This window comes from Mesorhizobium sp. L-8-3, from assembly GCF_016756615.1.
Lineage (GTDB): Bacteria > Pseudomonadota > Alphaproteobacteria > Rhizobiales > Rhizobiaceae.
Map to the genome: position 1 here is coordinate 7852018 of NZ_AP023262.1, position 26376 is coordinate 7878393.

24 protein-coding genes and 1 pseudogene are annotated in these 26376 nt (G+C 65.1%); 18 read left to right on the plus strand and 7 right to left on the minus strand.

The genetic code is table 11. The annotated features are described in order from the left end of the window. Positions 1-56 precede the first annotated feature (56 nt). The 5 genes from JN302_RS36180 (at position 57) to JN302_RS36200 (ending at position 3226) form a co-directional block, all read left to right on the plus strand. A complete protein-coding gene (locus tag JN302_RS36180; protein WP_202330801.1) occupies positions 57-833 on the plus strand; it encodes a GntR family transcriptional regulator in 777 nt (258 codons plus the stop codon). Continuing rightward, positions 830-1942: a M24 family metallopeptidase gene (locus JN302_RS36185; RefSeq protein ID WP_202330802.1), complete on the plus strand. Its 1113-nt coding sequence runs from the start codon at positions 830-832 to the stop codon at positions 1940-1942. The genes JN302_RS36180 and JN302_RS36185 overlap by 4 nt, the downstream gene beginning before the upstream one ends. A 4-nt stretch (positions 1943-1946) precedes the next feature. Further along, a complete protein-coding gene (locus tag JN302_RS36190; protein ID WP_202309114.1) occupies positions 1947-2435 on the plus strand; it encodes a GAF domain-containing protein in 489 nt (162 codons plus the stop codon). Between the two features lie 196 nt (positions 2436-2631). After that, on the plus strand, positions 2632-2781 hold the full coding sequence (locus tag JN302_RS36195) for a DUF4160 domain-containing protein (protein WP_244846769.1): 150 nt from the start codon (positions 2632-2634) through the stop codon (positions 2779-2781). Beyond that, positions 2774-3226, plus strand: coding sequence for a DUF2442 domain-containing protein (locus tag JN302_RS36200; RefSeq protein ID WP_202309116.1), 453 nt, complete (start codon positions 2774-2776; stop codon positions 3224-3226). The genes JN302_RS36195 and JN302_RS36200 overlap by 8 nt, the downstream gene beginning before the upstream one ends. 51 nt (positions 3227-3277) lie before the next feature. Here the strand turns inward: JN302_RS36200 and JN302_RS36205 are convergent, their stop codons facing one another. Further along, positions 3278-4183 carry a LysR family transcriptional regulator gene (locus tag JN302_RS36205; protein WP_202309117.1) on the minus strand — a complete coding sequence of 302 codons (906 nt, stop codon included), beginning with the start codon at positions 4181-4183 and terminating at the stop codon, positions 3278-3280. A gap of 282 nt (positions 4184-4465) precedes the next feature. On the opposite strand from JN302_RS36205, the gene JN302_RS36210 reads away from it, so the two are divergent. From JN302_RS36210 to JN302_RS36255, 10 genes and pseudogenes are all read left to right on the plus strand, one after another. Then, on the plus strand, positions 4466-5257 hold the full coding sequence (locus JN302_RS36210; protein WP_202330804.1) for a 5-oxoprolinase subunit PxpA: 792 nt from the start codon (positions 4466-4468) through the stop codon (positions 5255-5257). Positions 5258-5261: 4 nt separating this feature from the next. Then, positions 5262-5504 carry an acetyl-CoA carboxylase gene (locus JN302_RS36215; protein WP_202309119.1) on the plus strand — a complete coding sequence of 81 codons (243 nt, stop codon included), beginning with the start codon at positions 5262-5264 and terminating at the stop codon, positions 5502-5504. Then, positions 5501-6886: an acetyl-CoA carboxylase biotin carboxylase subunit gene (locus JN302_RS36220; protein ID WP_202330805.1), complete on the plus strand. Its 1386-nt coding sequence runs from the start codon at positions 5501-5503 to the stop codon at positions 6884-6886. Before JN302_RS36215 ends, JN302_RS36220 begins: the two co-directional genes overlap by 4 nt. Beyond that, complete coding sequence (locus JN302_RS36225) at positions 6883-7758, plus strand: 5-oxoprolinase subunit B family protein (protein ID WP_202330806.1); 876 nt, start codon at positions 6883-6885, stop codon at positions 7756-7758. The genes JN302_RS36220 and JN302_RS36225 overlap by 4 nt, the downstream gene beginning before the upstream one ends. After that, positions 7748-8719 (plus strand): 5-oxoprolinase subunit C family protein, encoded by a 972-nt coding sequence (locus JN302_RS36230; RefSeq protein ID WP_202330807.1) that lies wholly within the window; start codon positions 7748-7750, stop codon positions 8717-8719. The genes JN302_RS36225 and JN302_RS36230 overlap by 11 nt, the downstream gene beginning before the upstream one ends. A gap of 82 nt (positions 8720-8801) precedes the next feature. Further along, positions 8802-9869, plus strand: a complete 1068-nt coding sequence (torT, locus tag JN302_RS36235; protein ID WP_202330808.1) for a TMAO reductase system periplasmic protein TorT — start codon at positions 8802-8804, stop codon at positions 9867-9869. A gap of 63 nt (positions 9870-9932) precedes the next feature. Further along, positions 9933-11438, plus strand: a complete 1506-nt coding sequence (locus JN302_RS36240) for a sugar ABC transporter ATP-binding protein (protein ID WP_202330809.1) — start codon at positions 9933-9935, stop codon at positions 11436-11438. 23 nt (positions 11439-11461) lie between these two features. Further along, complete coding sequence (locus JN302_RS36245; RefSeq protein WP_202315274.1) at positions 11462-12478, plus strand: ABC transporter permease; 1017 nt, start codon at positions 11462-11464, stop codon at positions 12476-12478. Positions 12479-12508: 30 nt separating this feature from the next. Next, positions 12509-13096 (plus strand): annotated as a pseudogene (locus JN302_RS36250) (biotin transporter BioY). 87 nt (positions 13097-13183) lie between these two features. After that, positions 13184-15556 (plus strand): xanthine dehydrogenase family protein molybdopterin-binding subunit, encoded by a 2373-nt coding sequence (locus JN302_RS36255; protein ID WP_202330810.1) that lies wholly within the window; start codon positions 13184-13186, stop codon positions 15554-15556. 516 nt (positions 15557-16072) lie between these two features. Here the strand turns inward: JN302_RS36255 and JN302_RS36260 are convergent. The 6 genes from JN302_RS36260 to JN302_RS36285 all read right to left on the minus strand — a co-directional run bounded on the left by JN302_RS36260 (position 16073) and on the right by JN302_RS36285 (position 22854). Next, positions 16073-16465, minus strand: a complete 393-nt coding sequence (locus tag JN302_RS36260) for a Panacea domain-containing protein (RefSeq protein ID WP_202330811.1) — start codon at positions 16463-16465, stop codon at positions 16073-16075. 88 nt (positions 16466-16553) lie between these two features. Next, complete coding sequence (locus tag JN302_RS36265) at positions 16554-18329, minus strand: ABC transporter ATP-binding protein (RefSeq protein WP_202330812.1); 1776 nt, start codon at positions 18327-18329, stop codon at positions 16554-16556. A gap of 4 nt (positions 18330-18333) precedes the next feature. Continuing rightward, on the minus strand, positions 18334-19212 hold the full coding sequence (locus JN302_RS36270) for a metallophosphoesterase family protein (protein ID WP_202309129.1): 879 nt from the start codon (positions 19210-19212) through the stop codon (positions 18334-18336). A 170-nt stretch (positions 19213-19382) separates the two neighbouring features. Then, a complete protein-coding gene (locus JN302_RS36275; protein ID WP_202330813.1) occupies positions 19383-20936 on the minus strand; it encodes an ABC transporter substrate-binding protein in 1554 nt (517 codons plus the stop codon). A gap of 67 nt (positions 20937-21003) precedes the next feature. After that, on the minus strand, positions 21004-21915 hold the full coding sequence (locus tag JN302_RS36280; RefSeq protein ID WP_202330814.1) for an ABC transporter permease: 912 nt from the start codon (positions 21913-21915) through the stop codon (positions 21004-21006). Between the two features lie 12 nt (positions 21916-21927). After that, positions 21928-22854: an ABC transporter permease gene (locus JN302_RS36285; protein WP_244846112.1), complete on the minus strand. Its 927-nt coding sequence runs from the start codon at positions 22852-22854 to the stop codon at positions 21928-21930. An 85-nt stretch (positions 22855-22939) separates the two neighbouring features. Here JN302_RS36285 and phnF point away from each other — a divergent pair, with 85 nt between their 5' ends. The 3 genes from phnF (at position 22940) to JN302_RS36300 (ending at position 26345) form a co-directional block, all read left to right on the plus strand. Further along, a complete protein-coding gene (gene phnF, locus JN302_RS36290; protein ID WP_210382575.1) occupies positions 22940-23728 on the plus strand; it encodes a phosphonate metabolism transcriptional regulator PhnF in 789 nt (262 codons plus the stop codon). A 227-nt stretch (positions 23729-23955) separates the two neighbouring features. Continuing rightward, a complete protein-coding gene (locus tag JN302_RS36295) occupies positions 23956-25509 on the plus strand; it encodes a GumC family protein (protein ID WP_202309134.1) in 1554 nt (517 codons plus the stop codon). Between the two features lie 35 nt (positions 25510-25544). Beyond that, positions 25545-26345 carry a CpsD/CapB family tyrosine-protein kinase gene (locus tag JN302_RS36300; RefSeq protein ID WP_202309135.1) on the plus strand — a complete coding sequence of 267 codons (801 nt, stop codon included), beginning with the start codon at positions 25545-25547 and terminating at the stop codon, positions 26343-26345. The last annotated feature ends 31 nt before the right edge of the window (positions 26346-26376 follow it).

Here is a 26376-nt window from a genome sequence, read left to right on the forward strand (position 1 = left end):
GCCTAAGCCTGTCGCGACAAGAGCGCCCTCGGAGCGCCATGAATGGGGAGACGACCTTGGACAAGCCGACAGGCCGGCGCGGCCGACGCGCCGGCGCCAGAACACAGGCGGGGAACGGCGAGGAAGCGATGGGACGACGGCGCGAGCGCGGCTCGACCGCTGTCTATGAGGACATGCGCGAGGACATACTTTCGCTGAAGATCCGGCCCGGCAGCGCGCTCGACGAAGTAGCACTCGCCGAGCGTTACGGCCTGTCGCGGACGCCGATCCGCGAGGCGCTGCTGATGCTGCAGCGCGAAGACCTGGTGACGTTCCTGCCGAGCCGCAGCGCCATCGTGACGCCGCACACGATGAGCAATGCCCATGAATATATGGACACGCTGATGCTCCTGTCGCGGGCGATCGTCCGCCTGGCGGCCGAGATGCGGACAGACGCCGCGCTCGCCGAGATCCGGAAACGCCAGGAAGGTTATGCCGAGGCTGTCGCCGGGACCGACATCGACGCCATCGATGCCGCCGATCTGGCCTTTCATCGGGCAATCTCGGTAGCCAGCGGCAACGAGTTCCTTGGGAAATTCTACCGGCTTTCGCTCGACTACGGCCGACGCATGCATCGCCTTCACTTCTACCCGATCTTCGGCACGGCAGAACGCGAGACCTGCCTTGCCGAGCACGCCGCGATCGTCGAGGCGATCGAGCAGGGTGAGCCCGAGCAGGCCGATGCGCTGATGGGCAAGCACGTGCTTTCCGAGCTACGGGTCGTGCAGCGTTCGCTGGAACCCAAGGTCGGATTGAAGTTCTCCCTGGACAGCAATTGGAAGCAGGCACAATGATCGACAGGACCGTGATCGAAACCCGGCTCGGCCGGCTTATCGAGGCGATGAACGCCGAGGGACTAGACGCCGCGGCGATCGTTCCCGGCGCCAATTTCTATTTCCTGACCGGCGTCCATTTCCATCTGATGGAGCGCCCCACCGTGCTGTTCGTGAAGGCCGACGGGGCGAAACATGCCGTCATTCCCGTTCTCGAGCGCTCACGCTGGCAGGCGATGGCGCCCGACGTCGACACGGTGTTCTGGCAGGATTCGGACGGTTACGACGACGCCTTCCGGCAACTTGCCGGCCGGATCGCGCCGAAGCGGATCGGCGTGGAAGGCCAGCGCATGCGCGTCTTCGAAAGCGAGGCGATCAGCAAGGCATTCGGCGACGGCACGGTGATCGACGCCCAAGCTGCGGTGGCCCGCATGCGGCTGCGCAAGGACACGGCCGAGATCGAGGCGATGCACCAGGCGATCGCCATCAGCGAGAAGGCGCTCGCCGATACGCTCGCCAAGGTCCGCGCCGGACAGAGCGAAGCGGAAGTTCGCCAGACGCTGGTGATGGCGATGCTGGAGCATGGCGCCGACGGTCCGGCCTTCGAGCCGATCGTTCTCGCCGGCGCGGCGGCCGCCGATCCGCACGGCACGCCGCAGGCGGATCGCAAGCTCAGGCCGGGCGACGCGCTGCTGATCGATTACGGCGCGGCCTGGGGAGGCTACGCCGCCGACATCACCCGCACCGTCTTCGTCGAACATGTTTCGCCGGAGCATGCCGACATCTACGAGGCCGTCCGCGCGGCGAACGAGGTCGGCCGCCAGACCGCGGCGCCCGGCGTGACGCTCGATGCGCTGGACAGGGCCGTGGCGGCACGGATGCGCGCTGCGGGCTTCGCCGACCTGATCGTGCATAAGACCGGCCATGGCCTCGGACTGGATGTTCACGAGGCGCCCCAGGTGATGGTCGGCAACATGCAGCAGCTCGAGCCCGGCATGGTGATCACCATCGAGCCCGGTCTCTATCGCGACGGAGACGTGGGCGTGCGTATCGAGGACGATGTCCTGATCACGGCGGAAGGTGCTGTGTCGCTGACCGGCTATGAACGCAGGCTGACACTGGTGGGCTGACGTCGTGACACAACATCTCGCCGACCTCGCCGCCAGCGGACCCGCAGCGCTCTACGATCTCCTGGCGCAGCGCCTCAAGGAGAAGCCGGGCTTCGACCTCCTGACCGTGCTGGCGCCGAACGACGCGGGCGATCGGCTCATCCGGCTCTACTCGTCCAACCACGATCAGTATCCGTTGGGCGATGCCGACATCGTCCACGACGACGCGTGGTTTCGCAAGCTTTTCACGGCGAAGGAAGCAGTGGTGGCCAATGACGGCGAGGAGATCAGGCAATGGCTGCCCGACTTCGTCGAATATGTCGAGATGGGCTATGGATCGTTGCTCAACCTGCCGATCGTGATCGCTGGCGAGGCCATCGGCATCCTGAACGTCATGGCCGGCCGGGGGCATTTCAGTCCGGAGGCCGTCAAGGCGATCGGCGAACAGGCCCCGCTTGCGGGCCTCGCCGTGCTTGCCCGCGACGCCGGACATCGTCGTGTGGCATTTCGTTGAGGAAGTTCTGAAGCGCGACCAACTCGATCAACGCAGAAATAGTGCGCCTCGCGCACTATTTCATTGATTTGGTGCACACTGCGCACTAAATTCAGGCAAGCGACAAGGGGATGTCGACTTGCCGACTATCGCGCAAATCGGAAACTTGAAAATCCAGATCTTTGCCGATGATCACAACCCGCCGCATTTCCATGTCGTGACGCCCGAGTATCAAGCTCTGGTCTCCATCGCCGACCTTGCCATAATCCGCGGCGAACTCCGCGGTCGTGATTTCAACACCGCGGTCGAATGGGCCAAAGCGCATATAGAGGAGCTCAATCATGAGTGGAAACGCCTCAATGGCTGACCAGGTCATCCGTGTCGGCCGCCCACTTCCCCGCATCGCCGCAGCGGCAATCGACGGCAGGCGCCGCGTTCACGTGACATGGCGCAATGGTGAGGTCGCCACAGTCGATCTCGCTCCCGTGATCCTGAGCCATCGCGTGTTCATTCCCTTGCGCAAAGACGACGACCTTTTTCAGACCGTCCGGGTCAACGAGGACGGCACCGCGCTCGAGTGGGATGAAGGCATAGAACTCTCTGCCGAATGGATCGAGCGTCTCCCCCCTATCGGAATGGACAATGCAGAATTCCGACGGATCATGGATCAACTCGATCTCACGCTGGACGGCATGGCCGCACAACTCGATGTGTCGCGCCGGCTGATCGCGCAATTCAGGGGGGTAAGACCGATCCCCTCGAATATCGCGCTGGCAGCACGCTATCTGGCCGAACATCACGAGGCCAAGTGATCCCAGGTTCTTTGGATCTGGGCGAAAACCAGAGAGATGGCTGCCGGCCGGTCACCGATTGAACGGCAGCGAGAAGGCCTGGTGGAAATAGGAGCGGAACGCTTCCATGGCAGGCGTGAACTGGGTGTTGCGCCGCCAGGCGAGGCCGACATCCATGGCCGGGATCGGGTCGGTCGGCACGATCGTCTCGATGCGCTTGCCCTCCAGCGACCAGGGCCGAAGCACCATGTCGGAAAGGATGGCGACGCCTTGCCCGTCGGCGACCAGCGAGCGCACGGCCTCGACCGACGAGGTGCGCAGGATCACGTTCGGGCGGTAGGCGGTCTGGCTCCAGTATTTGAGCGATGTGTGCGCGGCCTCGTCCACGGTCAGCATGATGTAGGGCTCCTCGGCGATCTCCTTGAGACCGACGGCATGACGCGACAGGAGCGGGTGTCGCGCCGCCGCCCACAGCCGCCGCCGCGACGACAGCAATGTCTCGGTGGAGAGATCGGGATTGAGGACATTCGACGTGAGCAGGACCGCAATGTCGTAGCGGTTGGCAAGCAGTCCCTCCTCTATCGCCTCGCGATTGAGCTCGAAGAGCTGGATGTCGAGATTGGGCCAGGCTCGCTTCAGCCGGCCGAGATGGTTGGGCAGGAAGTAGCCGATGACCGTGTAGGTGGCGGCGACGGTGAGCTTGCCCGCGAAATCATTGGCCGGCAGCAGGAGGTTGGTCGCCTCGTTGACCTTGTTCAGTATGTCATAGGCATGGAACAGGAACTGGCGCCCCGCCACGGTCAGTTCCATGCCCTGGGCCGAGCGGTTGAAGAGGTCGAAGCCGACGATCTGCTCGAGGTCCTTGATTGCCGTGGTGACCGCCGATTGCGAGATGCCGAGGTCGACGGCCGCCTGGGAGATCTGTCCCTGCTCGGCCGTGGCGACGAAATAGCGGATCTGCCGAAGGCTGATCGACATCGCATTCCCCTTCTGAATTTTTGATAATAACAGCAGCACTTGGGGCAAAATTCAATGCTGATGATTTCCTGGTCGCTGCAGTGCCGAAATATCAGCCACTGACAAAGCCTATCGGAACGGATTTCTCAATCGATTCCGGCTCAAGCCTCAGATCTATCGCCATCTGAAATTTAGAAACTTCCCTTCAAAGGATAGAATTTTCCAAGGACCCCGAAGGAAGCTAGCCTTCCCTCAACAAAGGTCCGGGCGAGGGGTCGAACCGACAGGGTGAGGAGGTTGCGCGTGCCGTTGACGGTCGTCGACATCAATTGCGACATGGGTGAAGGCTTCGGCCAGTGGCGTCTCGCCGACGCCGACGACACCAAGCTGATGGGTCTGATCAGTTCGGCCAGTATCGCCGCAGGCTTCCATGCGGGCGATCCGAACCTGATGGACGCCACCGTGCGGCTCGCTACCCACTACGGCGTCGGTATCGGTGCCCATCCCGGCTATCGCGACTTGCAGGGCTTCGGCCGGCGCAGGATCGGCGGCACCAATGACGAGATCGTGAACGACATCGTCTACCAGATCGGCGCGCTGCGTGAATTCACGAGGCGCTACGGCTCCAACCTGCAGCATGTGAAGCCGCATGGCGCACTGTACATGGAGCTTGCCGCGAATGAGGAGATGTCGCGCAGCTTCGTCGGCACGCTGCGCGTTGTGGCGCCCAACGCTTATCTGTTCTGCATGGGCGTTTCGGCGACGTATCGCATCGCCGCCGAGGCGGGTCAGCCTGTCATCCGCGAATTCTACGCCGACCGCGACTACGACCGCTCCGGCTCGATCGTGTTCACGCGCCGTGTCGGACGCCTCGAGCCGAAGGCCGTCGCCGACAAGGTCGTGCGCGCCTGCGTCGAGGGCAAGGTGCGGACCGTCGAGGGTGACGACATCGACATCGCATTCGAGTCGATCTGTTTCCACTCCGACACGCCCGGCAGCCTGGAGATCGCGACCGCCATGCGCGCCGCGCTGACCGCGAACGGCATCCGCATCGCGCCGGTGTCAGAACTTCCGATCACGAATGCAAGGGGATAGCCGAATGAGCCCGGTCCAGATCAAATCGCCGCTGCCAGGTGTCTTCTACCGCCGGCCCTCGCCCGACAGCGCGCCGTTCAAGAACGACGGCGACGCGGTGGCGGCTGCCGACGTGATCGGCCTGGTCGAGGTGATGAAGTCGTTCCACGAGGTCAAGGCCGGCGTCTCGGGCAACGGCGTTCAGTTCCTGGTCGACGACGGTGATGCGGTCATGGCCGGCCAGGTGCTGGCGGAGCTCGGGTCATGACCATCCGCTCCGTCCTCATCGCCAACAGGGGTGAGATCGCCGTTCGCATCATCCGGGCGGCCAAGGCGCTCGGCCTGCATACGGTCCAGGTCTACAGCCAGGCCGATGCGGATTCGCTGGCCGTGCGGCTGGCCGACGAGGCCGTCGAGATCGGCGCTCCTGCCGCCAGGAAGTCCTACCTCAATGTCGAAGCCGTGCTTGCCGCAGCAAAGGCCAAGGCGGTGGACGCCGTCCATCCTGGCTACGGCTTCCTGTCCGAGAATGCGGACTTCGCGGAAGCGGTGACCGCGGCCGGCATGGTGTTCGTCGGCCCGTCGGCCGAGGCGATCCGCCTGCTCGGCGACAAGGTCGCGGCGCGCAAGGTCGCCAAGGAAGCCGGCGTGCCGACCGTGCCGGGCAGCGACGGCCGGGTGGCCGATGCCGGCGAGGCCAGGGCGATCGTGGAGCGCATCGGCCTTCCCGTCATGATCAAGGCCGCTGCCGGCGGCGGCGGACGCGGCATCCGAATCGTCGCGGACATGGAGGAATTCGAGCGCCAGTTCCCGCAAGCTTCCGCTGAAGCCGCAGCCGCCTTCGGCGACGGCGGGCTCTATATAGAGAAGGTCATCGAGCGGGCACGCCATGTCGAGGTGCAGATTCTCGGCGACGGCAGGAACTTCGTCCACTGCTTCGAGCGTGAATGCTCGCTGCAGCGCCGCCGCCAGAAGGTCTGGGAAGAGGCGCCGGCCTTCGGCCTGACACCTTCGCTGCGCGACAAGCTCTGCGCCAGCGCGGTCGCGCTCGCCAAGGCGGTGGGCTACAGCGGGGCCGGCACGGTCGAATATCTCTATGACGAGGCCGCGGGCGCCTTCTATTTCATCGAGGTCAACACGCGCATCCAGGTCGAGCACCCCGTCACCGAGATGGTCACCGGGATCGACCTCGTCCAGGAGATGCTGCGCATCGCCGGCGGCGCGCCGCTGTCGGTGCGGCAGGAAGATGTCGCGATCTCAGGCCACGCGATCGAATGCCGGATCAATGCCGAGGACCCGTTCCGCGACTTCATGCCGTGGCCGGGCACCGTCGAGAAGCTGAGCGTGCCGGAAGGCCACGGCATCCGCTTCGATACGCTGCTTTATGGCGGCTATGCGGTACCGCCCTTCTACGATTCCCTGCTCGGCAAACTGATCGTGCACGGCGCCGATCGCGCCGACTGCCTGTCCCGGCTGCGCACGGCGCTGGCGAAGCTCGAGATCCAGGGCATCCCGACGACCATTCCGCTGCACGTGGCGCTGGCGGCGGACGCCGACGTCGCGGGCGGGCGCTTCCACACACGCTTTCTCGAAGGTTGGCTCGAAACCGCATTCGCCGCGAGGAGCGGCGACAAGGAGGTGGCTCGATGAAAAACCGCTACAGTTTCGGAGGCGACGAGCACCTCTTCGTCGAATGCGACGAGAGCATGTCGCTCGAAGCCTTCTTCAACAGCCTGTCCATGACCAATGCAATCCGCGACGCCGCAATCGCCGGGGTCACAGAAATCTGCCCGGCCAACGCCTCGTTCCAGATCAAGTTCGACCCCGACCGGATCGAGCCGGACGACATGCTGCGCGAGGTCAAGGCGATCGAGGAAGCGGCGGCGAGGACCGATCCCGTCATCCGCACCCGCATCATCGAGATCCCGGTCTTCTACCGCGATCCCTGGACGCATGAAACGCTGATGCGCTTCCGCGAGCGCCACCAGGACCCGGCCGCCACCGATCTCGAATATGCGGCGCGCGTCAACGGGCTTGCCGGCGTCGACGAATTCGTCGCCGCCCACAGCGGCGCGCCCTGGTTCGTCTCCATGGTCGGCTTCGTCGCCGGCCTGCCTTTCATGTACCAGATGGTCGATCGGCCGCGGCAGCTCCAGGTGCCGAAATATCTGAGGCCCCGCACCGACACGCCGAAACATACGATCGGGCATGGCGGCTGCTTCTCCTGCATCTATTCGGTGCGCGGCGCCGGCGGCTACCAGATGTTCGGCATCACCCCGATGCCCATCTTCGATCCCGAGCAGAAGACCAGCTACCTCCGGGACTTCATGGTGTTCTTCCGCCCCGGAGACATCGTCAAGTTCAAGCCGATCGGGCGCGACGACTACGACCGGACGCTCGACGACGTGGCAGCCGGCCGCTTCGAGCCGCTGATCAGGGAGGTGACCTTCGACCTCAACGAATTCCACAAGGACACGGACGGCTACAACGCCAGGCTGGAGGGCACTCTCAATGGCCGTTAAAGTCATCAATCCAGGCCTGTCGACCACGGTCCAGGATCTCGGGCGGCCCGGCTACTTCCATCTCGGCATTCCGCTCGGCGGCGCCATGGACCGCCTTGCGCTCAAGGCGGCGAACCTGCTGGTCGGCAATGACGAGGGCGCGGCCGGGCTGGAGGCCGTGTTCATCGGACCGGAGCTCGAATTCACCGCCGACGGCGTGATCGCAGTGACCGGCGCCGAGATGCCGATCACCCTCGACGGGGTCGAGCAGCCGTCCTGGACGGCAGTGCCGGTCAAGGCGGGCCAGGTGCTCGGCTTCGGTTTCCTGCAGCAGGGCGCTCGCATCTACATCGCGTTTTCCGGCGGCATCGACGTGCCCGTGGCACTCGGCAGCCGCTCGACCTATCCGATCGGCGCGCTCGGCGGCTTCAAGGGCCGCGCCATCGCGGCGGGCGACGAGTTGCCGATCGGCGAGGCCGGCAATGTCCGCTCGGGGCGGACCGTGCCGGAAGCACTGCGCCGCCGTCCGGGCATGCCCGCCGAGCTTCGGGTACTGCCCGGCCTCTACTGGCATCGGATCACTGAAGAATCGCAGGCTGCCTTTTTCGACGACGCCTGGAAGGTCGCGCCCGAGGCCGACCGCATGGGCTACCGTTTCCGGGGCGGCAAGCCGCTGACGTTCGTCGAGCGCGAGCAGCCCTTCGGAGCGGGCTCCGATCCGTCGAACATCGTCGACAGCTGTTATCCCTACGGCTCCATCCAGGTGCCGGGCGGCACCGAACCGATCGTGCTCCATCGCGATGCGGTGTCGGGCGGCGGCTACTTCATGGTGGGTACCGTGATCGCCGCCGACATGGATCTGATCGGCCAGCTTCAACCCAACACGCCGACGCGCTTCGTCAAGGTCGGCATGGAGGAGGCATTGGCGGCGCGGGCCGAACGCGCCGGTCTGATCGAGCGCATCCGCGGCGCGCTCGCGTAGCACAGCGGGCTGACAGGCGCGAAGGGGCGCGGGCCAGTCGAGCATCGAGAACAACGCATCAGAACGAAGAAAGGGGAATGCTATGAAACATCTAACAAGGGCAATGCTCGCCGCGACGGCGATCGCCATGGCCGGCTCAGCCCACGGGGCCGACTGGTTCCCATATGACGCGGCCAAGGTCGAGCCGCCCTTCGCGGCCGACGGCAAGGCCGCCGATGTCTCCTATGTGCCGCTGGAGAAGGCCTCGAAGCCATGGCAGGTCTGCGTGTCCTTCCCGCACATGAAGGATGCCTACTGGCTCGGCGTCGATTACGGCGTAGCGGAGGAGGCGGCCCGTCTCGGCGTGAAGATGAATCTCGTCGAAGCCGGCGGCTATACCGAGCTCAACAAGCAGATCTCGCAGATCGAGGACTGCGTGGCGAGCGGCGCCAACGCCGTGGTGATCGGCGCGATCTCCTTCGATGGCCTCAACAATCTCGTCAGCGAAGTCTCGAAGAAGGGCATTCCCGTCATCGACGTGATCAACGGCATCTCTTCGCCCGACATCTCCGCCAAGTCGCTCGTGTCCTTCTACACAATGGGCGCGGAGACCGGCGCCTATCTCGCCAAGAAGCATCCGGCCGGCTCGGAAGGGGTCGAGGTCGGCTGGTTCCCGGGACCGGCGGGCGCAGGCTGGGTCGAAGCTGCACACAAGGGCTTCATGGACGCCGTCAAGGGCTCGGCAGTCAAGGTTCTGGAGCCGAAATTCGGCGACACCGGCAAGGAGGTGCAGCTGAAGCTGGTCGAGGACGAATTGCAGGCGCATCCCAACATCCGCTACATCGCCGGCACGGCAGTGACGGCGGAAGCCGCGCAGGGCCTGATCCGCGAGCGCGGCCTGGAAGGCAAGGTGGACCTGCTCGCCTTCTACATGACGCCTGGCGTCTATGAAAGCATCAAGCGCGGCTTCATCCTGGCGGCGCCGGCCGACTCCATGGTCATCCAGGGCCGTATCGCAATCGACCAGGCGGTACGCATCCTCGAGGGCAAGGACTACCTCAAGCATGTCGGGCCCAAGATCTTCGTTGTCGACCCGTCGAATGTCGGGAGCGTGCCGCAGACCAACATCCTGCCGCCGGACGGCTACAAGCCGGTCTTCAACGTGAACTGACCCTAAGGCCGGCCGGCGGCCAGCAGCCGCGGCCGGCCCGGACGATCCGCCGGGACCAAAGTCATGAATGCGCCACTGGTCGCGATGACCGGGATATCGAAAGAGTTCTCGGGTGCCAAGGCACTCAGCAATGTCGATTTCACGCTTCTCGCCGGCGAAGTGCACGTGCTGTTCGGCGAGAACGGCGCGGGCAAGTCGACCCTGATCTCGATCCTCTCCGGCGTCTATCGCCCGAGTTCCGGCTCGCTGAGCATCAACGGCGAGGAGGTCGAACTCCGTTCGGTCCACGATGCGGCGCGGTACGGGGTCGGCACGGTCTTCCAGGAATTCTCGCTCGTCCCCACGCTCAGCGTCTTTGAAAACGTCTATCTGGCGCGTGAGCCGAAACGCGGCCCGTTCATCAACCGCTCCGCCATGCTGGAGGGAGCGCGGCGCCTCTTCGCCGATCTCGGCTTCGACATCGACGTCACCCGCCAGGTATCGGGCCTGTCGCGGGCCGAACAGCAGATGGTCGAAATCGCCAAAGCCTTCCTCGCCAAGGCGAAGGTGCTGATCCTCGACGAGCCGACCGCTTCGCTGACCGAGAAGGAGACACGCAAGCTGTTCTCCTTCATCCGCAAGGCGAAGGCCGACGGTGTCGGCATCATCTACATCTCGCACCGCATCCAGGAATTCTCCGAGATCGCGGACCGCATCACGATCCTGCGCGACGGCCGGCTGATTGCCACCGTGCCGGCCGACGGCATCTCCGAAACCAGGCTGGTCGAACTGATGACGGGCCGCTCGATGGACCAGATCTATCCCAGGATCGAGCGGCGCGGCGGCGGCACGGTGCTTGCCATTCGCGGCCTCCACGCCGCCGGGGTCCGCGGCGTCGACATCGACGTGCGAGCCGGCGAGGTGCTCGGCGTCGCCGGGCTCGTCGGCAGCGGCAAGTCGCGCGTCTGGCGCAGCGTGCTCGGCCTGCAGCCTGTCGCCGCCGGCAGCGTGACGATCAACGGCAGGGAGATGACCGGCCGGCCGACCCGCGACGTGCTGGCGGCCGGCGTCTTCTACCTGCCGCCCGACCGCAAGAACGAAGGCCTGCAACTCGCGGCGACGGCACGGGAGAATCTTCGGCTCGCGCTGCTTCGGCGCGCCGAGGTGGCCGGCCCGTTCGGCTTCCTGTCGGCGCGGCAAGCTCGCCGGCTCGCCGACGGTATCGGCGAGCGCGTCGGGATGACCCCGGCCTATATGAGCCGACCCGTCTCCAACCTTTCGGGGGGCAACCAGCAGAAGGTGCTGTTCGGCAAGGGCTTCGGCGAGGAGCGCGGCATCTACATCTTCGACGAACCGACGGTCGGCGTCGACATCGGGACCCGCGCCGCGCTCTACCGGCTGATCCAGGAGATCGCCGAAGCCGGCAAGGCTGTGGTCGTGATCTCGTCCGACCTGCCCGAAGTGATCAATCTTTCCCACCGGCTGCTCGTCTTCTCCGGAGGCCGCATCTCGGCCGAACTGGAAGGCGCCGACCTTACCGAAGACGTCGTCCTGAAACATTTCTTCGCAGATACGAGGATCCCGGCATGACCCGCCAGCCCGCCGCATCGGCCATGACAGCCGCCCCCGTGTCGAAGCCCAATCCGCTCCTGGCCGCGGTCAAGACGCTGTTCCTGCGCGTCGGCGTGCTGCCTTTCTTCCTGGCAGCGGCGCTGATCATCTTCTCGCTTGTCTCGGCGCAGTTCCTGTCGGTGCAGAACCTCACCAATGTGGCGCGCCAGTCGGTCTATCTCGTACTGGTTTCGCTCGGCCAGATGCTGGTGCTGATCACCGGCGGCTTCGACCTGTCGGTCGGTACCACGATCGCCCTGACTTCGGTGGTCTCCGCGACCGTGATGGTGGCGCTCGCCGCCGCCATGCCCGATCTGGTCTGGATCGTGATCCTGATCGGGGCGGCGGCCGGCTTCGGCGCCGCATTGATCGTCGGCGCCCTCAACGGCATCGGCATCGCCCAGTTCGGCGTCTCGCCCTTCATCATGACGCTCGGTGTGCAGTCGGTGGGCGCCGGCATCGCGCTCTTCCTGACCGGCGGCGTGCCGGTCGCGAGCCTGCCTTACGCGTTCGGCAACTTCTTCGGTTTCGGCCGTGTCCTGGGCGTGCCCGTGCCGGTGCTGTTCGCCGTCGCCGCGATCGTCGCGATGTGGCTGATGATGAACCGTACGCGGCTCGGCGCGCATATCTACGCGGTGGGAGGCAATCTCAAGGCGGCCAACCTGTCGGGGGTGAACACCAAGCGGGTGCTGTTCCTCGCCTACGCAGTCTGCGCGCTGCTCGCCTCTCTGGCCGGCCTGCTGCTGACGGCGCGCGTCGAATCCGGCGAGACCAATCTCGGCGGCACGATCGCGCTGGAATCGATCGCCGCCTGCGTCATCGCAGGCGTCTCGCTGCGCGGCGGCATAGGCCGCGTCGAGAATGTCGTGCTCGGCGCCTTCTTCATCGTGCTCGTCCAGAACGGCATGAACATCGCCAGGATCGGCTCCTACATGCAGATGGTGCTGCTCGGCTCGCTGCTCATCCTCGCCGTCATCCTCGACCAGTTCCGCTACCGCATGCTTGTCGGCAACCGCTGACGCGCCAACACCATCGAAAGGGGAAACGAAATGTCAACCGCCGTCCTCCATCCGACGCTCGCCGACCGCTTGTTCCGCGGCCAGTCCAGCCGAGTGCGCCAGGTGCTGCTCGCTATCGGCGGCTCGCTGGCTCTCTGGGCCTCGGCGAAGATCCAGATTCCGTTCTATCCGGTGCCGCTTACCATGCAGACCTTCATGGTGCTCGTCATCGGCATGGCCTTCGGCCCGCGCCTCGGCACGGCGACCGTCGGGCTTTATCTCCTGTAAGGCGCGCTCGGCCTGCCCGTCTTCGCCGGAACCCCGGAGAAGGGCATAGGCCTCGCCTATATGGCCGGGCCGACCGGAGGTTATCTCATCGGCTATCTCGCCGCAGCGGCCGCCTGCGGTTTCCTCGCCGAGCGCGGCTGGGACCGGCGCGCCTCGACGACCGCGCTCGCCATGCTCGCCGGCAACGTGCTCATCTACGTGCCGGGCCTCGCCTGGCTGGGCGCCGTCGTCGGCTGGGACAAGCCGGTGCTGGCCTGGGGGCTGACGCCCTTCCTGCTCGGCGATCTCGTCAAGCTGGCGCTGGCAGCGGCGCTGCTGCCGCTGGCATGGCAGGGCCTGCGGAACCGCTGACGAACCGAACCACGGTGGAGAGAGCCGGGCGGCCTCTCCGCCGGCCTCCCTCCCTTTGAACCTTTCAGGACTGGAGGGGCCAAGCCCATGAACTGGATCGGCAAGCCGCTGCGGCGCAAGGAGGACGGCCGCTTCATCACCGGCCAGGGTCAATATGTCGGCGATGTCGACATCGACGCAGCGGCCCTCTACGTGCTGCGCTCGCCGCACGCCAATGCGAGGATCGTGTCGATCGACATCCGGGCAGCCCGCGACATGCCCGGCGTGCTCGATATCATCACGGGCGAGGACATCGAGAAGGCCGACATCGGCGGCCTGCCCTGCGCCTATCCCGTCACCAACCGGGACGGCACCCCGATGGTCTTCCCGCACCATCCCGTCATCGCCACGAACCGCGTCCTGCATGTCGGCGACCAGGTCGCCGCGATCGTGGCCGAGACCCTCGCCGATGCCCAGTCAGCGGCGGAGGCGATCGAGGTCGTCTACGAAGCGCTGCCCTCGCAGACGAGCCTTGTCGGCGTGCTGACGAAGGATGCGGCGCGCGTGCGGCCCGAACTGACCGACAACCAGTGCTTCGACTGGGGGCTCGGCGACGAAAAGGCGGCCGATACCGCGATGGCCGGGGCGGCGCATGTGGTCGAGCTCGACCTCGTGCAGAACCGCGTGAACGCCAGCCCGATGGAGACCCGCAACACGCTCGGGCTCTACGATGCCGGGCGCGACGAATATACGCTCTACACCTCGACACAGAACCCGCATTCGATCCGCGTCTGCCTATCGGCGAGCACCCTCAAGATCCCGGAAGAGCGCATCCGCGTGATATCGCCCGATGTCGGCGGCGGCTTCGGCATGAAGATCTACCACTATGCCGAAGAGGTGCTCGTGCTGTTCGCGGCCAGGCGGCTGCGCCGGCCGGTGCGCTGGGAGGCATCACGCTCGGAGGCGTTCCTGGTCGACACCTATGCGCGGGACCATCTGACGAAGGTGAGCCTCGGCCTCGACGCGGACGGCACATTCGTGGCGCTGAAGGTGCACACGATCGCCAATCTCGGCGCCTATCTTTCGACCTTCGGCCCGTCGATCCCGACCTTCTTCTACGGCAATCCGTTCCCAGGGCCCTATTCGGTGCGCGACATCTATATCCACGTCCAGGGCGTGTTCACCAACACGACGCCGGTCGATGCCTATCGCGGCGCCGGACGTCCCGAGATGACCTATGTGATGGAGCGGATCGTAGAGCAGGCCGCGCGGCAACTGGGCCAGGATCCGTTCGAGATCCGGCGTCGTAACGCCATCCCGCCCGAAGCGATCCCCTACAAGACGCCGTTCCTGCATACCTATGACTCCGGCGACCTGCCGGCCCTGCTCGACAGGACACGCGAAGCGGCCGATCTCGACGGCTTCACCGAACGCAAGGCGGCATCGGCGAAGAAGGGCCTGCTGCGCGGCCTCGGCGTCTCCTTCTATCTGGAATCCTGCGGCATGGGACCCTCCAAGCTGCTGATCGAGCAGGGCTTCACCGCGGGCTATTATGAAGTGGCGACGGTGCGCATCAGCCCGACGGGCGGCATCACGGTTCTGACCGGAAGCCATTCGCATGGACAGGGGCACGAAACGGCCTTCGCCCAGATCGTCGCGGAGAAGATCGGTATCGACCCCGCCCGGATCGAGATCATCCATGGCGACACCGGCCGCATGGCCTATGGCGTCGGGACCTACGGGTCGCGTTCTCTCTCGGTCGGCGGCAGCGCGCTGGCGATATGCACCGACAAGGTCGTCGCCAAGATGAAGAGGATCGCCGCCCATATGCTCGGCGTCGATGTGGCCGTCATCGAAGTGAGCGACGGCATCTTCCGCGCCAGCGGTACCAATCTCGCCAAGACGTTCGCCGAGGTGGCGCAACGTGCCTATGCACCGGTCGACTACCCTGCCGGCCTGGAACCGGGTCTCGACGAGACTTCCTATTTCGACCCCGAAGCCTTCACCTTCCCCTATGGCTGCCACATCGTGGAGGTCGAGGTCGATCCCGACACCGGCATGACGTCGATCTGCCGCTATCTGGCGGTCGATGATTTCGGACGCATCGTCAACCCGCTGATCGTTGCCGGCCAGATCCATGGCGGCGCGGCACAGGCGATCGGCCAGGCGCTGATGGAAAGTTGCGAATACGAGCCTGGAAGCGGTCAGCTTCTGACGGGCTCCTTCATGGACTACGCAATGCCGCGGGCACGCGACATTCCCGATATCGAGATGGAGGCGATGGAGACCATCTGCACCACCAACCCGATCGGCGCGAAGGGCTGCGGCGAAGCCTCGGCGATCTCCGGCCCGGCCGCGGTGATCAACGCGATCTGCGACGCGCTGCGTGACTATGGCGTGAGCCATGTCGACATGCCGGCGACACCCGAGAAGGTCTGGAGGGCGATCCGCTCGGCGGACAAGGCGGTTGCTGCGGAGTGAGGCTCACCGCATGGCAGCGGCGATCTTGATCTTTTCATCATGGGTAATGTCGGGCGCCCGGCTCGACCAATGGACGATCTCTGCTTTGTGGGATTCGCGAACGCGCCCGATAAACCGCCGCGTTTGTTCAGGGCGTCGCGGATGTCGTGCTCGCTGAGTTCGAGAATGTTGCATTCGACAAAGCTGTCATAGCCCAGGAATCCTCGATGATGTGGTTCTCGCGGCAACGGGAAGTTCGGCCTGAAACGCGGCCCTGAGTTGATTCGGAAAACCAGCTCTCGGCCGGCTCCACACACACGACCATTTTTGGCTTTGGCGGGTTCGTCGTCTGGTCAAAAATGCGGTTAACGTCCAACGCGGCGACGGCCATGCCATCACATGCGCATCAGGTACGCTGTCTCGCGCAGGTCTTCGACGAGGGCGTCACGGTACTCCGTCTCGTCGATCATGTCCTCGTACCGCATGATGCCAAGATTGGCGCGTTGCCAATCCGGACCATGCGTGGCAGCGGTACGCTCATTGAAACGTCATCGTTCGCGACGCGCGCAACGCTGCCCCCAGATGCTCCATGTTGCTTTCCGAGAGCGCGCCGATATCCGGCTCCTGGTTCCCGGTGAGACGTAAGTGATAACCGTCGAGCTGCCATGGGACCTGCTCGATGCCCAACTCCGCAAGCCAAAGCGGCTCGCTCTTCAGCATCACGTAAATCTCCAGCGGCACCGGGCCGAATTTCATGGCCTTGTAGGTTGCACCGAAGATCGGTCGGCCGAAGGCGTTCAGATGGCTCTTGTCGGCAAAGTAGCAAGCCTTCAGTATTGGGTGCAGGTCGATCCCGGGTTGCTCGGAAATGATCCAGTGCAGCGCGGCCAGAGCCTTGGCAGGGGCAAATTTGAAACGGATTGGTTTCATGCGACTGCGTCATATAGGTTGAACAACGGGAACATCAACGTCGTGCTTCGCGCCGGCTGCCCGCTGGTTCCGTCAGCCCCCCCTTAGTTCAATCTGCGGCCACGAGGCGCTCGCCGGCAAGGCTGACGTATCGTTGCACCGGCGGTTCCCAGCCGAGCGGGCGTACCGGGCTCTTGCGTTGGGGGACCGGCATAAGCAACCGGCGGCCGCGGGCCGGGTCGGCGACCGGAACGGCAGCGACCAGTTCCTTCGTATAGGCATGCTTCGGGTCCGCGAGCACGAGGCCGGTCGGGCCGGTCTCGACGATGCGCCCCTGGTCGAGCACGGCGACGCGATGGCTCATCCTCTCGACCACGGCGAGATCATGGGAGATGAAGAGATAGGCGATGCCGTATTCCTGCTGGAGTTCGCGCAGGAGTTCGATCACGCGGGCCTGGACGGACACGTCGAGGGCCGAAACGGGCTCGTCGGCGACGATGATGTCGGGACGCGACGACAGCGCTCGGGCGATGCAGATCCGCTGGCGCTGGCCGCCTGAGAATTGGTGCGGGAAACGATCGAGGCTGTCGGGGTCGAGACCGACGCGGCGCAGCAGTTCCACGGCGCGTTCGCGGCGCTCAGCCCGCCGCATGTCGCTGTGGATGGCCAGCGGCTCGGTGACGAGGTCGGCGATCGACATGCGCGGATCGAGGCTGGCATAGGGGTCCTGGAAGACCATCTGGAGCGAGCGCCGGACCGGCCGCATCGCGTCGCGGCCGAGCCTGGTCACGTCGCGCCCGCCGACCACGATACGACCGGATGTCGGCTCGACCAGCTTCAGGATCGACCGGCCGATGGTCGACTTGCCGGAGCCGGACTCGCCGACCAGTCCGAGCGTCTCGCCCCGATCAAGGTGCAGGCTGACGTTGTCGACCGCATGAACCTCGGCGACCAGCCGCCGGAAAGGCCCCTTGCGCACGGGAAAACGCGTGACGAGATTCTCCACCTCCAGAACGGGCGGCGGCGCAACCGCCTCCATCTGCAGGGCAGGCGCGGCATACACCGGCGCGCCTGAGCCGAGCCTCGGCACGGCATCGAGAAGCGCCCTCGTATAGGCCGCCTGCGGCCGCGCGAAGAGCTCGCGCGTCGGTGCAGTCTCGACCCGCTCGCCGTCGCGCATGACGACGACGCGGTCGGCGAGTTCGGCCACGACGCCCATATCATGGGTGATGAAGATGACGGCCGTTCCCGTGTCCTCGCGCAGGGTGCGGATCAGGTCGAGGATACCCGCCTGGATGGTCACGTCGAGCGCGGTCGTCGGTTCGTCGGCGATCAGTAGCTTCGGCGCGCAGGCGAGCGCGATCGCAATCATCACGCGCTGCCGCATGCCGCCCGACAGCTCGTGCGGATACTGCCCGATGCGACGCTCGGGGTCGGAGATCCGGACCCGTTCCAGCATCCCGACGGCGAGCCGGCGCGCTTCGCCGAAACCAAGGCGGCGGTGCTCGATCAGCGTCTCCATGAGCTGGTCGCCGATGGTGAGCACCGGATTGAGCGAGGTCATCGGCTCCTGGAAGACCATCGACATGAGATTGCCGCGGATCGCCCGCATGTGGCGCTCGTCGAGGCCCGCGAGGTCGATCACGTCGTCGCCATGCCGGCGGAAGCGGATCGAACCGCTCTCGATGCGTCCGCCCTCGCGCTCGATCAGCCGCATCAGCGACAATGCCGTCACCGACTTGCCGGAACCGGACTCGCCTACGATGGCGAGCACCTCGCCCGGCGCGACCGAGAAAGACAGGTCGCGCACCGCGAGACGGCTGTGCCGGCGCGAGCGGAAGCCGACCGTCAGGTTGCGGACATCGAGCAACGGCACGGCGACCATGACGCTATTCCGCCGCCTGGGCAACGAGCCGTTGCCGGATCTCGGGATGCTCGTGAAAAGGCGGCAGCGGCGTGATCCAGCGGCGCGCGGTTTCCGCCGCCGAAAGCTCGGCGCGAAAACTGTCCTTGCCATGGACCGTCCAGCCGATCCTGTCGGAAAGTTCCAGCAGGGCCCAGGCGCCGGCCGGCTCCGGATGGGTGGTGAAGGTCTCGGTGAGCGACTGCAGCGTGAAATGCGGCTGGCCGCCGACCATGGTGAGCGTGTTCCAGTGGACATGGCCGGCAAAGCAGCAGACCGGGACCCGTGCCGTGGCGAGGATGGCGCGCACACGTTCGGCGCCGCCGGGATAGGTGGAGGCTTCGGGATTGCGTTCAAAATAGTAGTTGCCTGCCTGGGAGTGGCCGGAAATGGGTACATGGCTGAAGATGGCGAGCGGCTTCGTCGCCTGGCGCACGACGCCAGCGAGCCACAGGAGGTCGGCCTCGGTGAGCACAAAGCCGCCGGGGCGATGGATCCTGGAATCGGCGCGCCACAGCACGAGGGTCCAGTCGCCGAGGTCGATCGTCTGGTTGACGAGCGGCTGGCCCAGGATCTCGGCATTTTCCGCCACGGTGAGATGGTCGCGGTCGTGATTGCCGCAGATGTGGTGGACCGGCGCCTCGATCGCGCGGAAGACCTCGGCGACCTCCCGCTCCAGGAGCCTGTCCGTGGCCGTGTCGACATCCGAGATGCGGTCGCCGAGATCGATGACGGCGTCGGGGCGGACGTCATTGGCGAAGGCGGTGAAGCCGGCGAGCAGGTCGAGCGCGGCCGATCCCTTCTTGGTGAAGCTGTCCTGGCCGTGATGGATGTCGGCAACCAGGCAAAGTCTGAGCGCGGTCATGGTATCCTCGTAACGGGAAGCAAAGGCACGGCCGGACAGCCCTAGAGCGCCGCGCGTCCATCTGGACGCGCAAAGGACGCTCTAGCGCTTTGAATCGACGCATCGGGCTTTCCGAGAATCGTGTACGATTTTCGGGCCGATGCGGAGGGCTGTCCGGCCGCGCATCGGGGTCAGTTGGCGGCGAAATCGATCGAGCCGGCGCGGAAGTCGAGCACGTAGGGAATGTGCCCCGGCTTCGGCGCCCAGTTGACTGATTTGCGCAGCCCCCAGGATTCATAGGGCTGGTAGAGGACCAGGAAGGGCGGGTCCTTTCTGATGCGCTCCATCAGGTCGGCATAGGCAGCGCGGCGATCTTCCAGACTGTCGGAGAAACGGAATTTCTCCCAGGCTGCGGCATAGTCGGCATCCGGCTTGAAACGCCCCTCGCCTTCCGACGGACCGCCCGGCGCCCACATGACGCCGAAGGAACCGAAGGGATCGGCGAAATAGAGCGGGTTCGACCAGTTGCGCACATTCATGGTCGGGTCGTTGCCGGTCCATTTGTCGTCGACATTGATGGCGAGCTTCACGCCGATGCCGGCCCACATCTCCTGGATCGCCTGGGCGGCCAGAAGCCCGTTGGTGTAGTAGACCGCCGAAGTGTCGAAGCGGATCTCTTCGCCCTTGTAGCCGCTCTCGGCAAGCAGCTTCTTCGCCTCTTCGGGATCATATTCGAAGGTCTTCAGCTCCGGCATATAGAGGGGGCCGAACTGCGGGTAGGTGTGGCTCGAAGGCACCACGGCCTTGCCGAGCCAGAGGGCCTCGTTCAGCGTGTCGCGGTCGACCGCCAGCGAAAGGGCGCGGCGGAACTTCGGGTCCTTCATCTTCTCGTTCTGCGTGTTGAAGATGAGGACGTGAAAGAGCGGCGTCACCATGCCCTCCACCTTGAGGTTCTGGTCGGCCTCGATCGTGGAGAGCTGGTCCGGGGGCACGTTGGTGATGACGTCGACCTCGCTGTTTTTCAGCGCGGTGATGCGGCTCGCCATTTCGGGCACCTTCAGCACAGTCACCTTGTCGAGCGGCGCGGGCTCTCCCCAGAAGGCATCGTGGCGCTGCCAGACGAGCCTCTCGCCCGGGATGAACTCGGCGATCCTGTATGGGCCGGTGCCGACCGGAGCGAGCGAGAAGGCTTCATAGTCGCTGTGCTCGGCGAGTTTCGGATCGCCGGTCAGGCCCTTGGTGTAGTCCTCGGGGATGACCATGAGCTGCTGCATGTTGATGAGCGTCTCCCACAGAGGCTCCGGCCGCTTGACATGGACGCGCAGCGTGAAGTCGTCGACCTTTTCCGCCTTGTCGAAATTTCCGAGCCGGTCCTTGGCGCGCACCTGGTAGGGCGGGAAGCTCGACTGGAACATGCGGTTGAAGGAAAAGACCACGTCGTCGGCCGTCATCGCCTCGCCATTGTGGAAGGTGACGCCCTCGCGCAGTTTGAACTCCATGACGGTCGGCTCGACCAGCTGCCAGGAGAGCGCCAGCCCGGGCTTGAACTTCGGTTCGGACGAGGCGTAGTCGCGCTCGATGAGCACGTCGAAGCTGTTGTAGTAGAATTGCGACCCGACATTGGAATGGTCGCGGCCGGGATCGAGATAGGGCGCCATATTGGCCGAGCCGACCTTGAGTTCGATGGCGCCGGCAGTTCCGGGCAGAAGCGCGGCGACGGCGGCGAGCAGTGCCTTGCGGAGCATGTGTGCTTCCTTTCGAGGGTTGTCGATTTCATTGGCCGGGCGGTTCGTCCCGCCTCTTCTTCCGGTTTCAGCGATCACGCAGCCGCACGTCGGTGCGGTCGCGCAGGAAGTCTCCCAGCATCTGGACGACGAAGGTGATCATGACGATGAGCAGTGCCGGCGCGGCGACGACCCAGGGTGCCGAGGGAATGTAGTCTCGCCCCATGCCCACCATCGAGCCGAGCGTGGCGGCCGGCGGGCGCAGGCCGAGCCCAAGAAAGGAGAGCGTCGATTCCAGGAGCACGATGTTGGAGAAGTTGAGCGTGAACATCACCACGACGGGCGAGACGATGTTCGGCACGACGTGGCGGAGCGCGATCCGGGCATCGCCGGCGCCGGCGGCAAGGGCGGCCTCGATGAAGGGCATGCCGCGCAGCTTGACCACCTCACCACGCACGATGCGCGCATACTGCTCCCAGTAGGCGATGCCGAGCACGACGATCAGCACCTGCAGATCGCCGCCGAACAGCGCCACGGCAAGAAGCGCTATCAAGGTGAAGGGCACGGCGATCTGGATATCGACCAGCCCCATGATCAGGTCGTCGACGAGACCGCCGGCCAGTCCGGACAGAAGCCCGAGCGAACCGCCGAGGAGGAGGCCGATCATCGCGCCGAGAAAGGCGACGGAGAGGGTGAGCCGCAGCCCGTAGAGGCAGCGCGACAGGATATCCCGGCCGAGCTCGTCGGTGCCGAGCAGGTAGTCGGGCCGGGCGCGTTCGAAGCCGACCGGCGGACGCAGCCGAGATAGCAGGCTCTGGGCGTTCGGATCGAACGGGGCGATCAGCGGCGCCGCAACGGCGCAGACAACAAGCGCGAGTGCCAGCAGCAGCGAGAGCCGCATGATCCAGTCCGCTTCGGACCAGAATTCCCGGAGCGCCGCGAGGTATCGCGGCGTCCGTCCGGCGCGGGCAACAGGACGATCGGCTGTGGTGTCCGTCATGCCGGCTGCCTCTCAGACCTTTGCCAGGCGCACGCGCGGATCGGCGAGCCCATAGGCGATGTCGACGACGAGATTGACGACGATCACGACCACCGCCACGCACAACACGCCGAACTGCAGAACGGGATAGTCGCGGCTGAGCGCGGCCGAGACGAGCAGTTCGCCCATGCCGCGCCAGGCGAAGACAGTCTCGACCACGACATTGCCCGCGGCCACGAGGGCCGCGACCTGAAGTCCGACGACCGACAATATGGTGATCAAGGCGTTGCGCAGCGCATGCTTGAAAATGACCTTGCGCTCACGCAGCCCCTTCGACCGCGCGGTGCGCAGATAATCCTGGCTCAGCACGTCGAGCATGGCGTTGCGGGTGAAGCGCGTCAGACCGGCAATGTAGAAGGCCGACAGCGCCAGGACGGGCATGACATAGTTGGCCAGGGTGGCGTTGCCGGTCGACGGGAGCCAGCCCAGCCAGAATGAGAAGATCAGCAGCAGGAAGATGGCGAGGATGAAGTTCGGCACGGCGTAGCCGAGAAAGGCGACGGTCATGATGCCGCTGCCGATCCACGACTTGCGATAGACCGCGGCCAGCACGCCGGCGGGTATGCCGACCAGGAAGGTCACCAGCAACGCGCTGCCGATCAACTGGAGGGAGGGCATGATGCGCTCGGCCATGATCGTCACCACCGGCCGGCGTTCGACGAGCGAGATGCCGAAATTGCCGTCGACGAAGGCATAGAGGAAGCGGCCGTACTGGACCCAGATCGGCTGCGACAGGCCGAAATAATCGATCATGCGCTGCCGGTCCTCGGCGCCCAGTCCCTCGCCGGCGATGAAGTCGACGGCGTTGCCGGAGACCCGCGTTGCGAAGAAGACGGCGGTCACGATCGCGAAGACGGTGATGCCCATCCTGAGCATCCGGCTGGTGGCATAGTCGAGCAAATCCCGGCTCCGTTTTTCGTCTTGACCTGTCGAGATCATCTAGACAAGTTGTGTATCGGACGCGTAACGGGCACATGATCGTTTTGTGACGATCCACAGAGGGCGCAGCGGCATGGACAAGGCCTCGAACGAGAGACCCGCACTTCGGCGCGGCGCCGGCGTCGCGGTCTGGCGCCAGATCGAGACGGATATCGAGGTGGACATTCAGACCGGGCTCTACGGACCCGGCGACAGGCTGCCCAGCGAGCATGAGCTCGTCGGCCTTTATGGCGTCAACCGGCACACGGTGCGCATGGCCCTTGCCAAGCTTGCCGGGCGCGGCATCGTGACCGCGCACAAGGGGCGCGGCGTCTTCGTCGCCGGGGAGCCCTTCGAATACAGGCTCGATCGCAATGCCAAATGGAGCGAGGTGGAGAAGCGCTTCGACGCCCGGCCGAGCGGCCGGCTGGTCGACAGCTACCGGCGACCTTCGACGGCGCGACTGTCGCGCATGCTGGGCCTCGGCGCCGGCGCGGAACTCTTGGTGACGGAAAGCGTGCGCACGGCCGGCGCCGACCTGGCCACCTATGGATACCACATGTTCGACGCCGAGCGCTTCGACGGCATCGAGCAGAGTTTCGCCGAAAGCGGCAGCTTCACCCAGGCGCTTTCCCGGCACGGCGTCGGCGAGTTCTTCCGTGCCTCGACCTGGATCGACTGCCGCATGCCGCGCCCGCGCGAGGCGGCAGCACTCGGTATTCCAGTCGAGGCGCCCGTGCTGGTGATGACCTATGTCGACTGCGACGCGGCGCGCAAGCCGATCCTTCTCGGCCACGCCATCATCCCGCAAGGACGCCTGCGTTTCCGCATCGACAGCGATTTCGAAGCGGCCTGACCATTTCCGGTCCAGGGCGTCGCCGGACGACGCAGAATGCGGCCGGACCATGGCGCCCGAGCGCTACAGCATGGGTGGCAACAACTAATCCATTGGGACTAGCGGGCGGCTTAAATCCCCAGTCCGTGCCTCCCCCGATCGATGATCTATCCTGAGGCCGACCGCCGCCCGACAATGAGCGCTCGACAAGACCGGTCAAATGCCAAGGCTCGGGTAGCGTTCAAAAAATGGGTGACCTGGATCTCCGCTTCTATCTGTCGATACTGCTGCGCCGCGCGCCCTACTTCCTGGCGACGGCTGCTGTCGTCGTGGTCGCCTCCGCTGTCGTCTCCCTGTTCCTTCCTGAGGTCTACCGCGCCAGCTCCAAGATCCTGGTGGAGGCGCCGCAGATCCCCACGGCACTGGCCCGGTCGACCGTTCCCACGACGGCTCTCGAACAGTTGCAGATCGTCCAGGAGCAGGCGAACACCACCGACAATCTGGTCGCGCTCGCTCGAAAGCTGAATGTCTATGGCAGCGACGTCGCCGGGCTCTCCGATGCCGACATCGCCAAGGACATGCGAGCGCGCACCAGCTACGAGCAGGTATCGCCCCCCGCCCAGGAAGTGACCGTCGTGGAAATCTCCTTCGATGCGCCGAATCCGGTTCTTGCCGCCGATGTCGCCAATGAGATCGTGTCTTTCATCCTGCACAAGAATGCCCGGCAACGCGCCGACCGCGCTGGTGACACGGCACAGTTCTTCGAGGCCGAGGTCGAGCGGCTCAAGACGGAACTGACGAAGGTCGAGGCCGACCTGCTGAAATTCAAGACCGAGAACAGGGACACGATGCCGGACAGCCTGGAATTCCGCCGCAGCCAGCAGGCCGCCCAGCAGGAAAGGCTGATGATGCTCGAGCGCGAGGAGGCCGAGTTGCGCAGCCGGCGGAACAACCTCGTTCGCACCTATGAAACGACGGGGATCATCACGAAATCGGGCCCCCTGACGCCGGAGCAGCAGATGCTGCAGGACCTGAACCGGGCCCTGTCGGACCAGCTGGCGATCTTTTCGGAAGAGAGCCCCAACATCCAGGCGCTCAGGAAACGCATCGCCGCCGTACAGGAGAGCCTCCGGGAACGGCAGGCGAACAGCGAGAGCGGGAATTCGGGCAGCAAGCTGGCGATGTCGGAGCTCGACTTCCAACTCGCCGACATCGACGACAGGCTCCGCTACATCGCCAAGCAGAAGCCTGTCATCACCACTGATCTCGCAGAACTCGCAAAGACGATAGCGGCCACTCCGGGCAAGGAGACGCTTCTGTCCGCGCTCGAGCGGAACCGGCAGAACATCCAGACGCAATACAATACGGCCGTGGCGCGGCTGGCCGAGGCCTCGACCGGTCAGGAGATCGAGATGCGCTCGAAAGGCGTCCGGTTCTCCATCCTGGAGCCGGCGACGCCGCCGGAATACCGGCTCAGCCCCAATCGCAAACGCATTGTGGCCGCTGGCGGCCTCGGCGCGATCGGACTGGGCCTAGGCATCGTCGTCCTGCTCGAACTGCTCAACAAGACCATACGGCGTCCGATCGAGCTGACCCAGACGCTCCAGATCCAGCCGCTCGCGACGATCCCCTACATCGTCGGTCCTGGCGAGTTGCGAACCGGCCGGCTCCGGCGGCGTCTCGCCGGCCTCGTCGGGCTGGGGGCCTCCACTGTGATCTCGCTGATCGTGGTTCGCGCGGCGATGGCCGGGTTCACGCCTGACGCCATGCCCGGCATCATCGACCTCGCAAATCTCGTCTAGCCGTCCAGAAGCCGCCCAACAGGGAACGGAGTACCATGGAGCGAATACAGGCAGCACTGCAGAAGGTCCGCGAACAGCGCGGGTCGGATCAGGCGGCGGAACAGACCTTCTCGTCATGTCTGCGTCTGGGCAGCGAAGTGGCGTGGGAAAACCTGCCGAGGACCGTCGCCGATCCCAAGCTCCTGGCGCACAACCGCATCGTGACCGCCTATCGGTCCGACGCCGCCCATGTCGCCTTCGACATGCTTCGCACTTCTGCGCTGCAGAGCCTGCGGGAGAACAACTGGACGGTTCTCGCAGTGACGTCGCCGACGCCGGCCTGCGGCAAATCGGTCGTGAGCCTCAACCTTGCCTTCAGTCTCGCCAACCAGAAGGAATGCCGCACGGTCCTGATCGACCTCGATCTGCGGCGGCCTCAGATCGGTAAGCTGCTCGGCGCCAAGACATCCGCATCGATGGAGAGCTTCCTCGCCGGACGCGCGGACGTGGAGGACGTCTTCGTCCGCTACAGCGACAATGTCGCAATCGCATCCAACAACCGCCCGGTGCGTTTCTCGGCCGAGCTGCTGGCCAGTTCGGATGCAGCCAAGGCGCTGAAACGCGTGAGGCAGAAGCTCGATCCCGATGTCGTCATCATCGACATGCCGCCGATGCTGAGCAGCGACGACGTGCAGGCCTTCGCCCCCAATGTCGACTGCTCGCTTCTGGTGCTGGCGGCGGAGATGACCACGATACGGGAGGCCGACATCTGCGAACGCAAGCTTGCGGACAAGACCAATGTGCTCGGCGTGGTCCTGAACAAATGCCGCTATACACCGGACAAATACGGCTACTGACCGGAAACAAGATGCCGAGAGGCGGGGTCAT

Coding starts and splice junctions, on each gene's coding strand:
- JN302_RS36185 (WP_202330802.1), top strand. CDS start 830: ATGATCGACAGGACCGTGATCGAAACCCGGCTCGGCCGGCTTATCGAG.
- JN302_RS36200 (WP_202309116.1), top strand. CDS start 2,774: ATGGCTGACCAGGTCATCCGTGTCGGCCGCCCACTTCCCCGCATCGCC.
- JN302_RS36205 (WP_202309117.1), bottom strand. CDS start 4,183: ATGTCGATCAGCCTTCGGCAGATCCGCTATTTCGTCGCCACGGCCGAG.
- JN302_RS36215 (WP_202309119.1), top strand. CDS start 5,262: ATGAGCCCGGTCCAGATCAAATCGCCGCTGCCAGGTGTCTTCTACCGC.
- JN302_RS36220 (WP_202330805.1), top strand. CDS start 5,501: ATGACCATCCGCTCCGTCCTCATCGCCAACAGGGGTGAGATCGCCGTT.
- JN302_RS36225 (WP_202330806.1), top strand. CDS start 6,883: ATGAAAAACCGCTACAGTTTCGGAGGCGACGAGCACCTCTTCGTCGAA.
- JN302_RS36230 (WP_202330807.1), top strand. CDS start 7,748: ATGGCCGTTAAAGTCATCAATCCAGGCCTGTCGACCACGGTCCAGGAT.
- torT (WP_202330808.1), top strand. CDS start 8,802: ATGAAACATCTAACAAGGGCAATGCTCGCCGCGACGGCGATCGCCATG.
- JN302_RS36240 (WP_202330809.1), top strand. CDS start 9,933: ATGAATGCGCCACTGGTCGCGATGACCGGGATATCGAAAGAGTTCTCG.
- JN302_RS36245 (WP_202315274.1), top strand. CDS start 11,462: ATGACAGCCGCCCCCGTGTCGAAGCCCAATCCGCTCCTGGCCGCGGTC.
- JN302_RS36255 (WP_202330810.1), top strand. CDS start 13,184: ATGAACTGGATCGGCAAGCCGCTGCGGCGCAAGGAGGACGGCCGCTTC.
- JN302_RS36260 (WP_202330811.1), bottom strand. CDS start 16,465: ATGAAACCAATCCGTTTCAAATTTGCCCCTGCCAAGGCTCTGGCCGCG.
- JN302_RS36265 (WP_202330812.1), bottom strand. CDS start 18,329: ATGGTCGCCGTGCCGTTGCTCGATGTCCGCAACCTGACGGTCGGCTTC.
- JN302_RS36270 (WP_202309129.1), bottom strand. CDS start 19,212: ATGACCGCGCTCAGACTTTGCCTGGTTGCCGACATCCATCACGGCCAG.
- JN302_RS36275 (WP_202330813.1), bottom strand. CDS start 20,936: ATGCTCCGCAAGGCACTGCTCGCCGCCGTCGCCGCGCTTCTGCCCGGA.
- JN302_RS36280 (WP_202330814.1), bottom strand. CDS start 21,915: ATGACGGACACCACAGCCGATCGTCCTGTTGCCCGCGCCGGACGGACG.
- JN302_RS36295 (WP_202309134.1), top strand. CDS start 23,956: ATGGGTGACCTGGATCTCCGCTTCTATCTGTCGATACTGCTGCGCCGC.
- JN302_RS36300 (WP_202309135.1), top strand. CDS start 25,545: ATGGAGCGAATACAGGCAGCACTGCAGAAGGTCCGCGAACAGCGCGGG.